The 12,100-nt window shown below is 71.9% G+C and carries 9 protein-coding genes and 1 pseudogene; 6 read left to right on the forward strand and 4 right to left on the reverse strand.

Going from position 1 to position 12,100, the window contains the following annotated elements; translation table 11 throughout:
- From ACH4TG_RS00005 to rhaI, 4 genes and pseudogenes are all read right to left on the reverse strand, one after another.
- Nucleotides 1–92, reverse strand: a pseudogene (locus ACH4TG_RS00005) ((Fe-S)-binding protein); the annotation flags it as partial.
- Between the two features lie 126 nt (nucleotides 93–218).
- Nucleotides 219–1,712 (reverse strand): rhamnulokinase family protein, encoded by a 1,494-nt coding sequence (locus ACH4TG_RS00010; RefSeq protein ID WP_398239155.1) that lies wholly within the window; start codon nucleotides 1,710–1,712, stop codon nucleotides 219–221.
- Between the two features lie 145 nt (nucleotides 1,713–1,857).
- Entirely contained in the window at nucleotides 1,858–3,903 is a 2,046-nt protein-coding gene (locus tag ACH4TG_RS00015; protein WP_398239157.1) for a bifunctional aldolase/short-chain dehydrogenase, read from the reverse strand.
- Nucleotides 3,904–4,109: 206 nt separating this feature from the next.
- A complete protein-coding gene (gene rhaI, locus ACH4TG_RS00020) occupies nucleotides 4,110–5,276 on the reverse strand; it encodes an L-rhamnose isomerase (RefSeq protein WP_398239159.1) in 1,167 nt (388 codons plus the stop codon).
- Between the two features lie 311 nt (nucleotides 5,277–5,587).
- On the opposite strand from rhaI, the gene ACH4TG_RS00025 reads away from it, so the two are divergent.
- The 6 genes from ACH4TG_RS00025 (at nucleotide 5,588) to ACH4TG_RS00050 (ending at nucleotide 12,094) form a co-directional block, all read left to right on the forward strand.
- Nucleotides 5,588–7,108, forward strand: a complete 1,521-nt coding sequence (locus ACH4TG_RS00025) for a sugar ABC transporter ATP-binding protein (RefSeq protein WP_398239161.1) — start codon at nucleotides 5,588–5,590, stop codon at nucleotides 7,106–7,108.
- 55 nt (nucleotides 7,109–7,163) lie between these two features.
- Complete coding sequence (locus tag ACH4TG_RS00030) at nucleotides 7,164–8,216, forward strand: ABC transporter permease (protein ID WP_398239163.1); 1,053 nt, start codon at nucleotides 7,164–7,166, stop codon at nucleotides 8,214–8,216.
- On the forward strand, nucleotides 8,209–9,360 hold the full coding sequence (locus ACH4TG_RS00035) for an ABC transporter permease (RefSeq protein WP_398239165.1): 1,152 nt from the start codon (nucleotides 8,209–8,211) through the stop codon (nucleotides 9,358–9,360). Before ACH4TG_RS00030 ends, ACH4TG_RS00035 begins: the two co-directional genes overlap by 8 nt.
- Before the next feature lie 91 nt (nucleotides 9,361–9,451).
- Nucleotides 9,452–10,546, forward strand: a complete 1,095-nt coding sequence (rhaS, locus tag ACH4TG_RS00040; protein ID WP_398239167.1) for a rhamnose ABC transporter substrate-binding protein — start codon at nucleotides 9,452–9,454, stop codon at nucleotides 10,544–10,546.
- Nucleotides 10,547–10,654: 108 nt separating this feature from the next.
- Nucleotides 10,655–10,975: an L-rhamnose mutarotase gene (locus tag ACH4TG_RS00045; protein WP_398240425.1), complete on the forward strand. Its 321-nt coding sequence runs from the start codon at nucleotides 10,655–10,657 to the stop codon at nucleotides 10,973–10,975.
- Between the two features lie 99 nt (nucleotides 10,976–11,074).
- The gene (locus tag ACH4TG_RS00050; RefSeq protein ID WP_398239169.1) at nucleotides 11,075–12,094 is read left to right on the forward strand and encodes a LacI family DNA-binding transcriptional regulator; all 1,020 of its coding nucleotides are present in this window, start codon (nucleotides 11,075–11,077) and stop codon (nucleotides 12,092–12,094) included.
- Nucleotides 12,095–12,100: the final 6 nt, after the last annotated feature.

Consider the following 12,100-nt stretch of genomic DNA (forward strand, 5'->3'; position numbering starts at 1 on the left):
ACGCCCAGGCGTTCCAGCAGCCGCACGACCGCCTGCCCGGTCCGCGCGAACGCCACATCATTCACACACGTCAGAAACAGGGCTACCCGCATCGCGGCTCCAGAGGCGGTCTCGGCGGTCGGTGTGTCGGTGTCGGTGTGTTGTTTCGGTGGGAGGAGAGGCCTACGAGGGGGGCGTCCGGCGGGGGAGCGGGTTGCGGCCTTCCCGCGTGCGGGCGTTCACTCGGCGCCGAGGCGGGCGGCCGCGGCGTCCCAGGCCGGTGCGTCGCCGAGGTTCGGTGCGTAGCGGCGCAGTTGCTGGGTGCGGGCGACCAGGGCCCGCATGTCGGTGAGGTCGCCCGCGACGCCGTGCGCGCGTGCCTGGACCAGGACGTTCCCGAGGGCGGTGGCCTCGGTGGGGCCGGCGATCACCGGAAGTCCGGTGGCGTCGGCGGTGAGCTGGCACAGCAGCGCGTTGCGGCTGCCGCCGCCCACCAGGTGGACGTGGGTGATCTCGCGGTCCGCGAGCGCCGCGGCGCGGCGCAGCGTCCGGCGGTGGGCCAGCGCGAGGCTCTCCAGGATGCAGCGCACCATCGCGCCCGGGCTTTCGGGGGCGGGCTGCCCGGTGCGTGCGCAGTGGGCGGCGAGGGTGGCGGGCATGTCCTGGGGGGCCAGGAACTCCGGGGCGTCCGGATCGACCAGCGCGGCGAACGGCCGGGATCGCGCCGCCTCGTCGAGCAGCGTGCCCAGCTCCGTCGCCAGCCCGCGGTCCGCCCAGATCCGGCGGCACTCCTCCAGCAGCCACATGCCCATGATGTTGCGCAGGTAGCGGAAGGTGCCGTCGACGCCCCGCTCGTTGGTGAAGTTGGCGGTGCGCGAGGCGTCGCTGAGCACCGGCGCGTCCAGTTCCAGGCCGGCCAGCGACCAGGTGCCGCAGGAGATGTACGCGGAGCCGGGCTCGGTCGCGGGCACGGCGACCACGGCGGAGGCGGTGTCGTGGGAGGCGACGGCGGTGACGGGGGTGGCCTCGGGCAGGCCCGTCCATCCGGCGGCGTACGGCAGCAGTGTGCCGGCGGCCGTGCCCGGCGCGCGCAGGGCGGGCAGCAGCGCCGGCTCGAGGCCGATGCGCGCGGCCAGTTCGGGTGACCACATGCCGGTGTGCGCGTCGAGCAGCCCGGTGGTGGACGCGTTGGTGATCTCGGCGCCGACGTCGCCGGTCAGCCAGTACGTGATCAGGTCGGGGACCAGCAGCAGGGTGCGGGCCGCCGCCAGTTGGGCCGAGCCCTGCGCGGCGGCCAGCTGGAAGACGGTGTTGAAGGGAAGGTGCTGCAGGCCGTTGGCCCGGTAGAGCTGCTGGGCGCCGACGGCGTCCCGCACCTTCTCCGCGACGCCGGCGGTCCGGCTGTCGCGGTAGTGGTGGGGGAGTCCGAGCAGCGTGCCGTCCGCGTCGAGCAGGCCGTAGTCGACCGCCCAGGTGTCGACGCCGACCGAGGCGATCGGGACGCCGGATCCCGCCGCCGCCCGCAGGCCCGTCAGCACGCCCTGGAACAGGCCCGGCAGGTTCCAGTGGAGCCCGGTCGGCAGGCGGACGGGCGTGTTGGGGAAGCGGTGCAGCTCGCTCAGCTCCAACCGGTCCCGGCCGACCCGGCCGAGGATCACGCGGCCGCTGGTCGCGCCCAGGTCCGCCGCGGCGAAGGCGGACACGGCGGCGGAGGAGGGGGCGGTGGTCGTCACGGTGGCTTCCTCGGCGGTACGGCGCAGGAACGTTCGCGCGGGGCGTGGGGGGCGTTGAGGTGGGAGGGGGACTCGTGCGGAGGGGCGTCCGGGCGCCGCCGGCCGGCGTGGTGCGCGGCGGCGGCGCCCGGAGCGGCCCGGGTGGTCAGCGCAGGAAGGCGGCGGCGACGCCCGCGTCGACCGGGATGTGCAGCCCGGTGGTGTGGGTGAGGTCGCCGCCGGCCAGTGCGAACACGGCGTTGGCGACGTGCTCGGGCAGCACCTCGCGCTTGAGGAGGGTGCGCTGGGCGTAGAACTCGCCGAGCTTCTCCTCGGGCACGCCGTAGACGGCGGCGCGCTTGGCGCCCCAGCCGCCGGCGAAGATCCCGGAGCCGCGGACGACGCCGTCAGGGTTGACGCCGTTGACGCGGATGCCGTGCTCGCCGAGTTCCGCGGCCAGCAGCCGCACCTGGTGGGCCTGGTCGGCCTTGGTGGCGGAGTACGCGATGTTGTTGGGGCCGGCGAACACCGCGTTCTTCGAGGCGATGTAGACGATGTCGCCGCCCAGGCCCTGCTCGGTCATCACCCGGGCGGCCTCCCGCGCCACGAGGAACGAGCCGCGGGCCATGATGGCGTGCTGCAGGTCCCAGTCCTTGGCGGTGGTCTCCAGCAGCGGCTTGGAGATGGAGATGCCGGCGTTGTTCACCACGAGGTCGACCCCGCCGAACGCCAGCACGGCCGCCGCGAACGCCGCGGTGATCTGCTCCTCGTCGGTGACGTCGACGGTCACGGCCACGGCCTTGTCCGGGCCGCCGAGTTCGTCCGCGACGGCCGCGGCGTTCTCCGCGTCCAGGTCCGCGACGACCACGCAGGCGCCTTCCGCGGCCAGGCGGTGCGCGATGGCCTTGCCGATGCCCGAGCCGGCGCCGGTCACCAGCGCGATGCGGGTGGCCAGCGGCTTGGGCTTGGGCATGCGCCGCAGCTTGGCCTCCTCCAGCTCCCAGTACTCGATGCGGAACTTCTCCGACTCCTCGATCGGCCGGTAGGAGGAGACGGCCTCGGCGCCGCGCATCACGTTGATCGCGTTGACGTAGAACTCGCCCGCCACGCGCGCGGTCTGCTTGTCCTTGCCGTAGGAGAACATGCCCACGCCGGGGATCAGGATGATGGCGGGGTCCGCACCGCGCATCGCGGGCGAGTCGGGCGCGGCGTGCCGCTCGTAGTAGGCGGCGTACTCGGTGCGGTACTGCGCGTGCAGTTCCTTCAGCCGGTCGGCGACCTCCTGGATCGGGGCGGCCGGCGGCAGGTCCAGGACCAGCGGCCGCACCTTGGTGCGCAGGAAGTGGTCGGGACAGGACGTGCCGAGCGCGGCCAGCCGCGGGTGCTCGGCGCGCGACAGGAAGTCCAGGACCACGTCGGAGTCGGTGAAGTGGCCGACCTGCGGGCGGTCGGCGGACGCCAGGGAGCGCAGCAGCGGGGCCAGTTCGGCGGCGCGTACCAGGCGCTCGCCCGCGGGCAGCGCCTGGAAGCCGTCCAGGACCGGGCCGAAGGGCTCGGCCTTGCCGCGGCGGGCCAGGAACTCCTCGGCGGTGCGGATGATGTGCAGCGAGTTGCGCTCGCACTCCTCGGAGGTGGCACCCCAGGCGGTGATGCCGTGCCCGCCCAGGACGCAGCCGATCGCCTTGGGGTTGGCCTCCTTGACCGCGGCGATGTCCAGGCCGAGCTGGAAGCCGGGGCGGCGCCAGGGCACCCAGACCACCGTGTCGCTGAAGCACTCCTTGGTCAGCGCCTCGCCGTCGGCGGCGCAGGCCAGCGCGATGCCCGAGTCGGGGTGCAGATGGTCGACATGGGCGGCGTCGACCAGCCCGTGCATGGCGGTGTCGATCGACGGGGCCGCGCCGCCCTTGCCGTGCAGGCAGTAGTCGAACGCGGCGACCATCTCGTCCTCCCGCTCCACGCCCGGGTAGACATCCACCAGGGCGCGCAGCCGGTCCAGGCGCAGCACCGCCAGGCCCGGCTCGGTCAGGGTGCCCAGGTCACCGCCCGAGCCCTTGACCCACATCAGCTCGGTGCCGGCGCCGGTGACCGGGTCGGGCGCGGTGCCCTTGGCGGAGGTGTTGCCGCCGGCGTAGTTGGTGTTGCGCGGGTCGGATCCCAGCCGGTTCGAACGCGCCAGCAGCGCGGCGACCTCGGGGGTGGTGGCGGAAGCCATGGAGACTGATCCTTCGCTGTACGGGGGCGGGTGCGGGTGCGGTGCGGGTGTGCCTGTCACACGCGGAACGGGCGGTGCCGTGCGGATGCGGTGTTCGCGCGGGTGCTGCGGTGTGCGGGAGACGCGGGCCGCGCAGGCGGTGCGGACGCCACCGACTGCGCGGATGCCACCGACTGCGCGGGCGACGCGCGCGCGGTGGCGCAGCCTCAGGCGCCCCAGCCGGCCTGCTCGCCGCCGACCCGGTCGGCGACTATGCGCTCGGCCCAGCCGTTGGTGCGGTAGGCGCGGATCGGGTCGGGGGCCAGCCCCTGCTCCTCACGCACCTCGGCGAGCAGCGGCCGGACATCGGTGTTGTAGGCGTCCATCAGCACCGCGTTGGCCTCCAGCACGTCACCGGCCTGCTGCGCGGCGCGCAGCGCGGCGGTGTCGACCAGCAGCGCCTTGGCGGTGGCCTCCTGGACGTTCATCACCGAGCGGATGATCGCGGGGATCTTCGCCTCGATGTTGTGGCACTGGTCGAGCATGAACGCCACGCCCGTCTCCGGCGCCAGGCCGCGGTTCTTGGCCACCTCGTGCATGATCCGGAACAGCTGGAACGGGTCCGCCGCGCCGACCATCAGGTCGTCGTCGGCGTAGAAGCGGGAGTTGAAGTCGAACCCGCCGAGCTTCCCCTCGCGCAGCAGCAGCGCCACGATGAACTCGATGTTGGTGCCCGGCGCGTGGTGCCCGGTGTCCACGACGACCTGCGCCTTCGGACCCAGCTTGAGGCAGTGCGCGTACGCCGTTCCCCAGTCCGGCACGTCCGTGGTGTAGAAGGACGGCTCGAACAGCTTGTACTCCAGCAGCATCCGCTGGCCCTCGCCGAGGCGCTCGTAGACCGCGGTCAGCGCCTCCGCGAGCCGGTCCTGGCGGGTGGTGACGTCGTCCTGGCCCGGGTAGTTGGTGCCGTCGGCGAACCACAGCTTCAGGTCCCGCGAGCCGGTCGCGTCCATGATGTCGACGCACTCCAGCAGGTGCGCCAGGGCCTTGGCCCGTACCGCGGGGTCCGGGTGGCAGACCGACCCCAGCTTGTAGTCGTCGTCCTGGAACACGTTGGTGTTGATCGCACCGAGCTCCAGCCCGCGGTCCCCGGCGTGCGCGGCGAGCGCCGCGTAGTCGTCGACGCGGTCCCAGGGGATGTGCAGTGCGACCACGGGTGCCACTCCCGTCGCCGCCTGGACCTGAGCGGCGTCGTCCAGCTTCTCGTACGGATTCCTCGGCACACCCGGTTGCGCGAACACCTTGAAGCGCGTTCCCGAGTTGCCGTACGCCCACGAAGGGGTCTCGATCCGCTGGGACTTCAGCGCCGCCTTCACGGCCGACAGATCAGTCATGGCAACCTCTGTGAATCGTTTCATTTGGCCGCAACCCTAGGGGCCGCGTTTCGCCCTGTCAATGCGTCGGGGAGGTCTCCCCGGGGTGCAGCGTACGCCGTTATTGAATCGTGTCATAGAGGTTGAACGGCTTGCTCGTTGGCACTTCTGCTGGCGGGCACAAAGGCTTCACCATGGCTGAGTCGGCAGCGAGAGCGACTGCAACTCTTGACGCCCCGATCGTGCGGGGCTAACGTCCCGGCAACTCCATTGAAACATTTCACCTCGTGGGCCCAGCCAATGGTCCAGAACCGGGAGACCCAGGAGACACCATGACCGACCCCGAACCGGAACGGACTCCGGTCCTCGCCCTGGAAGGGGTGAGCAAGTCCTTCGGTGCGGTAAGGGCGTTGCGCGATGTGTCGCTGCGCCTGTACGCCGGTGAGGCGCACGCCCTGGCGGGGGAGAACGGCGCCGGCAAGTCGACCTTGATCAAGGCGCTGGCCGGAGTGCACCGGCCGGACTCCGGCACGGTGCTGCTCGACGGCGCCCCCGTGGTCTTCCACGGTCCGGCCGACGCCCGGGACGCCGGCGTGGCCGTCATCTACCAGGAACCGACGCTGTTCCCCGACCTTTCCGTGGCCGAGAACATCTTCGTCGGCCGCCAGCCCCGCCGGTCCTTCGGCCGGGTCGACCACCGGGCCGTGAAGGAGGCGACCGCCGCGCTGTTCACCCGGCTCGGCGTGGACCTCGACCCCGACCAGCCCGCGCGCGGCCTGTCGATCGCCGACCAGCAGCTGGTCGAGATCGCCAAGGCGCTGTCCTTCGACGCCCGTGTGCTGATCATGGACGAGCCGACCGCCGCCCTGACCGGCAGCGAGGTGGCGCGGCTGTTCGGCGTCGTGCGCGCGCTGCGCGAGGGCGGCGCGGCCGTGCTCTTCATCTCGCACCGGCTGGAGGAGGTCTTCGCCCTCTGCCAGCAGGTCACCACCCTGCGGGACGGGGCACTCATCGCCTCCGAGCCCGTCGACGGGCTCACCGAGGACGATCTGGTGCGCCGCATGGTCGGCCGCGACCTCGACGAGCTGTACCCCAAGCAGGACGCCGAAGTGGGCGAGGTCGCGCTCAGCGTGCGGCGGCTCACCCGCGAGGGCGTGTTCACCGATGTGTCCTTCGAGGTCCGGCGCGGCGAGATCGTGGGCCTGGCCGGGCTGGTCGGAGCCGGCCGCAGCGAGGTCGCCCGGGCGGTGTTCGGCGTGGACCGCTGGGACGCCGGCGAGGTCGAGATCGAGGGCAAGCCGCTGAAGGCCGGTGCGCCGAGCCTGGCGATGGCCGCGGGCCTGGCCCTGGTCCCCGAGGACCGGCGCGCCCAGGGCCTGGTGATGGACATGTCCATCGAACGCAACATCAACCTCACGGGCCTGCGCACCAGCACCCGCGCCGGGCTGATGGACCGCGGCGCCGAGCGCAGCCGGGCCGTGGACTGGGCGGTGCGCCTGCAGGTGAAGTACGCCCGGCTGGCCGACCTGGTCGGCACCCTGTCCGGCGGCAACCAGCAGAAGGTCGTCCTGGCCAAGTGGCTCGCCACCGGACCCAGGGTGCTGATCGTCGACGAGCCCACCCGCGGCATCGACGTCGGCACCAAGGCCGAGGTGCACCGGCTGCTGTCCCAACTGGCCGCCGACGGCCTCGCCGTCCTGATGATCTCCTCCGACCTGCCGGAGATCCTCGGCATGGCCGACCGCGTCCTGGTGATGCACGAGGGCCGGCTCACCGCGGAGATCGCCCGGGCGGACGCCACCGAGGAGTCGGTGATGGCGGCGGCCACCGGACGCGGAAGGAACGCGGCATGACCACCACGATCACCGGGCCCCCGGCCGCGGCCGCGCGGTGCGCGAGGAGGAGCGCATGACCATGACCGCAGAACCCACGCCCGCGACCGCACCGAAGGCGCCGTCCACCACCGGTGTGCTGGACCGGGTGCTGAAGGTCCGCGAACTGGCCATCGCCGCCGTGCTGGTGGTGATGCTGACGGCCACCCAGCTGGACAACAGCGCCTTCCTGTCGCAGCAGGGCATCAAGGACCTGCTGCTCAACGCCACCATCCTGGTGCTCGTCGCGGTCGGCCAGGCCGTCGTGGTCATCACCCGCAACGTCGACCTGTCCGTCGGCTCGATCCTCGGCATCACCGCGTTCGCGGCCGGCGACGTGCTCAACGGCGGCGGCAACCCGGTGCTCGCCGTACTGCTCGCCATCGCCCTCGGCGCCGGCTTCGGCGTCGTCAACGGCCTGCTGGTGAGCCTCGGCCAGGTGCCGGCGCTGGTCGTCACCCTCGGCACCCTCTACATCATCCGCGGCCTGGACTCGATCTGGATCGGCTCCCGGCAGATCACCGCGGCCGACCTGCCCTCGGGCTTCACGTCCTTCGGCCACGACGGTCTCGGCGTCGTCCCCTATCTGGCGCTGCTGACCGCGGTGGTGCTCGTCATCGCCGCCTACTACCTGCGCAGTTACCGCAGCGGGCGCGACCTGTACGCGCTGGGCTCCAGCCCGGAGGCCGCCCGGCTGGCCGGTGTGCAGGTCCGCAAGCGGATCCTCGCCGCGTACGTCACCTGCGGCGCGCTGGCGGGACTCGCCGGGGCCCTGTACCTCGCCCGGTTCGGCAACGTCGACTCCGGAACCGGCAGCGGCTACGAACTCACCGTCGTCAGCGCCGTCGTGGTCGGCGGTGTCGCCTTCACCGGCGGCTCGGGAAGCGTGTACGGCGCGGCCCTCGGTGCGCTGCTCCTGACCTCCATCAACAGCGTCCTGCCCTCGATCGGCGTCAGCTCGGTGTGGGTGCAGGCCATCGACGGCATCCTGCTGCTGCTCGCCATCGCCGTCGACCGCGTGGTGGCCCTGCGAGTGGCCTCACTGCTCCGCAAGCGGGCCGCACAGACAAGGAGTGCCCACCATGCCTGAATCCCCCCGCGAGACGGTCACGTCGCAGTCCGGGACGGGCAAGTCCGGGGCGGCCGAGCCCGGGACGGGCACGTCCGGGACCGGTGGGCCGCGGTCCGGGACGGGGAAGCCGGCAGCCGGCGCTCCGGCCCCCGCCCGCGCCTGGGCCAGGGACGCGCTCCGCTGGGACACCGTGGTGGGCGCCCTGCTGGTCGTCCTCCTGCTGTGCTCCTTCTCCTTCGTGGACAACTTCGGCAACGCGCTGAACCTGTCCTTCCTGATCGGCAACACCCTGCCGATCGCGATGATCGCGCTCCCGATGACGATGCTCGTCGTCTCCGGAGAGATCGACCTGTCGGTGGGATCCACCGCGGGCCTGGCCGGCGCGGTCATGGGCAGGCTCTGGAACCAGGGCATGTCCATCGAGATGATCATCCCGCTGTGCATCCTGCTCGGGGTGGCGTGCGGTCTGGTCAACGGCCTGCTGGTCACCCGGCTGGGACTGCCCTCGCTGGCCGTCACCATCGGAACCCTGGCCGCCTACCGCGGGATCGCGCAGATCGTGCTTGGCTCCAACTCGGTCACCGACTTCCCGCAGCAGTACCTGACCTTCGCCTCCGACCGCATCGGCGGGACGTTCATCCCGCAGGCCGCGATCCCCTGGGCGGTCCTGCTGATCATCGCCGTGGTGGTGCTCCACGCCACCCCCGTCGGACGGTCGCTGTTCGCGGTCGGCGCCTCCCAGGAGGCGGCCCGCTTCGCCGGCATCCGCGTCAAGCGGGTCAAGCTGTCGATGTTCGTCGCCACAGGCACGGTCTCCGCGCTCACCGGCGTCTTCTGGGCCCTGCACTACGCCAGTGCCCGCTACGACAACGCCACCGGACTCGAACTGTCCGTCATCGCGGCCGTGCTCCTCGGCGGCATCGACTTCGACGGCGGCAAGGGCACCCTCGGCGGCGCGATCGCCGGCGTCTTCCTGCTCGGCGCCCTGCAGAACGTGATGAGCCTGGTCAACGTCTCCGCCCAGTCCCAGACCCTGATCACCGGAATCCTGCTGGTGATCTCGGTACTGGCTCCGCGGGTCGCCCGCCAGGTCGGCCGGGCCCGCGCCCGCCGCAAGGCGGCCACCGCCCCGCCACCCGCGGCCCTGGCCGCCACCGGCTGAACCCCTCCAACCCGCCCACACCCTCATGGCAATTCTCCGCACCCCTGTCACCAGGTCACCTGCCGCGGTGCGGCAGCGAAAGGAAACCGGCATGTCCTTCAGAACCGCCCCCGCCCGTCGTGCCGCGGCCGCGGTCGTCGCCGCCACCGCCCTCGCCCTGACCGTCGCCGCGTGCGGCGGGACCACCAAGAAGTCGACCGACAACGCGGCCAGCTCCAGCGGCCCCAAGTCCTCGGCGTCCGCGAACCCCAGCGCGGCCACCAAGAAGGGCCTGACGATCGCCTACCTGCCCAAGCAGGTCAACAACCCGTACTTCACCATCTCCGACAACGGCGGCAAGAAGGCCGTCGAGGCGCTCGGCGAGAAGTACAAGGAGGTCGGCACCAGCAGCGGCACCGACACCGCCGGCCAGGTCTCCTACGTCAACACCCTGACGCAGCAGCAGGTCAACGCGATCGCGGTGTCCGCGCAGGACCCGGGCGCGCTGTGCACGGCCCTCAACCAGGCCCGCAAGAACGGCGTCAAGGTCGTCACGTACGACTCCGACACCAACGCCACCTGCCGCGACCTGTTCATCTCCCAGGCCAGCGCCGAGGACCTCGGCCGCACCGAGGTGCAGCTGATGGCCAAGCAGATCGGCGGCAAGGGCCAGATAGCGATCCTCTCGGCGGCCCAGACGGCCACCAACCAGAACACCTGGATCGGCTTCATGAAGGACGAGCTGAAGAAGCCGGAGTACAAGGACGTCCAGCTCGTCAAGGTCGCCTACGGCAACGACGACGCCCAGACGTCGTTCCAGCAGACCCAGGGCCTGCTGCAGCAGTACCCGAACCTGAAGGGGATCATCTCCCCGACCACGGTCGGCATCAAGGCCGCCGCCCAGTACCTGAGCGGCTCCAAGTACAAGGGCAAGGTCCAGCTCACCGGCCTCGGCACGCCCAACGACATGCGCGCCTACGTCAACAACGGCACGGTGCAGGCGTTCGAGCTGTGGGACCCGGCCAAGCTCGGCGCCCTCGCCGGCTACGCCGCCGTCGCCCTGGCCTCCGGCCAGATCACCGGCGCCTCCGGCGAGACCTTCACCGCCGGCGACCTCGGCTCGTTCACCGTCGGCCAGGACAGCACCGTGGTCCTGGGCAAGCCGACCGTGTTCGACAAGAACAACATCGGCCAGTTCAACTTCTGAGCCGCACCCGCCCGAGCCGGCCGGACCACCCGCCCGAGGTGGTCCGGCCGGCCCGGCACCCGCGGCCCAGGCGGCGGGAAGAGCACCATGAAAGGGAGTGAGCCCGCCGTGCAGCGCGTCTGCTTCGTACTGAAGGTCCGTCAGGACCGCCTCGAGGAGTACCGGGAGCGGCATCGCGAGGTGTGGCCGTCGATGCGTGCGGCCCTTACCGAGACCGGCTGGCACAACTACTCCCTGTTCCTGCGGGAGGACGGCCTCCTGATCGGCTACCTGGAGACCGACGACTTCGAGCAGGCCCGTGCCGCCATGGACGCCACCGAGGTCAACGCGCGCTGGCAGGCGGAGATGGGCGACCTCTTCGAGGAACTGGACGGGACGGCCCCGGACGCGGCCATGGCGCCGCTCCCCGAGGTGTTCCACCTGCCCTGACGTGCATGAATCGATTCATGGTGGGTGCGGGATCGGCCTGTGCCCTGTGATTGAATAAGGGTTTCAATGGAGCCGGCCGGCAGCGGCCGGAACGGAGCGGTGGAGTCCATGGTTGGGATCAAGGACGTCGCACGGCAGGCCGGTGTGTCGGTCGGAACCGTGTCCAACGTGATCAACCGGCCCGACCTGGTGTCCGAGGAGACCAGGACCCGTGTGCAGTCGGTGATCACCAAGCTGGGCTACATCCGCAGCGAGTCCGCTCGGCAGCTGCGGGCGGGCGCCAGCAGGATCGTCGCCCTGCTCGTCCTGGACATGGGCAACCCCTTCTTCGTCGACGTTGCCAAGGGCGCCGAACGCGCCGCCCGCCAGGCCGGCCTCGGCGTCATGGTCTGCAACAGCGCGCAGAGCACCAGCGAGGAGGTCGAGTACCTCTCGCTCTTCGCCGAGCAGCGGGTGCGGGGCGTGCTGGTCACCCCTGCCGACCCCACCGGCCACAGCCTGGACGGCCTGCGGCGGCAGCGCATCCCGTACGTCCTGGTCGACCGGGTCTCCGCGGACGCCGCCGCCTGCTCGGTCTCCGTCGACGACGTCGCCGGCGGCCGGCTCGCCGCCCACCATCTGATCGCCGCCGGCCACACCTCGCTGGTCTACGTCGGCGGCCCGCGCGACCTCCCCCAGGTCCGGGACCGGCGGGCCGGCGCCCTGGCCGCGCTGGAGGAGGCGGGGCTGCCCGCCGAGGCGCTGACCGAGATCTCCGCCGAGCGGCTGGACGTGTCCGCCGGCCGGGACGCCGGCGCGCGGCTGCTGGGCCTGGCGCCCCGCCCCACCGCCGTCTTCTGCGCCAACGACCTGCTCGCCCTCGGCGTCCTTCAGGCGGTGTTCGCCGCCCGCATCAGCGTCCCCGAGCAGATGGCCATCGTCGGGTACGACGACATCGAGTTCGCCGCGGCCGCCGCCGTCCCCCTCACCTCGGTGCGGCAGCCCGCCGTCGCGATGGGCCGGCTCGCCGCGGAGATGCTCATGGAGGAGACCTCGGGCGACGCCGAGGGCCACGAGCACCGCCAGGTGGTGCTGCAGCCCGAACTCGTGGTCCGCGGCTCCAGCCTCACCCCGCACTGACCGGCC

Source organism: Streptomyces sp. NPDC020917, assembly GCF_044333795.1.
Lineage (GTDB): Bacteria > Actinomycetota > Actinomycetes > Streptomycetales > Streptomycetaceae > Actinacidiphila.

Coding starts and splice junctions, on each gene's coding strand:
- rhaS (WP_398239167.1), top strand. CDS start 9,452: ATGTCCTTCAGAACCGCCCCCGCCCGTCGTGCCGCGGCCGCGGTCGTC.
- ACH4TG_RS00030 (WP_398239163.1), top strand. CDS start 7,164: ATGACCATGACCGCAGAACCCACGCCCGCGACCGCACCGAAGGCGCCG.
- rhaI (WP_398239159.1), bottom strand. CDS start 5,276: ATGACTGATCTGTCGGCCGTGAAGGCGGCGCTGAAGTCCCAGCGGATC.
- ACH4TG_RS00035 (WP_398239165.1), top strand. CDS start 8,209: ATGCCTGAATCCCCCCGCGAGACGGTCACGTCGCAGTCCGGGACGGGC.
- ACH4TG_RS00015 (WP_398239157.1), bottom strand. CDS start 3,903: ATGGCTTCCGCCACCACCCCCGAGGTCGCCGCGCTGCTGGCGCGTTCG.
- ACH4TG_RS00025 (WP_398239161.1), top strand. CDS start 5,588: ATGACCGACCCCGAACCGGAACGGACTCCGGTCCTCGCCCTGGAAGGG.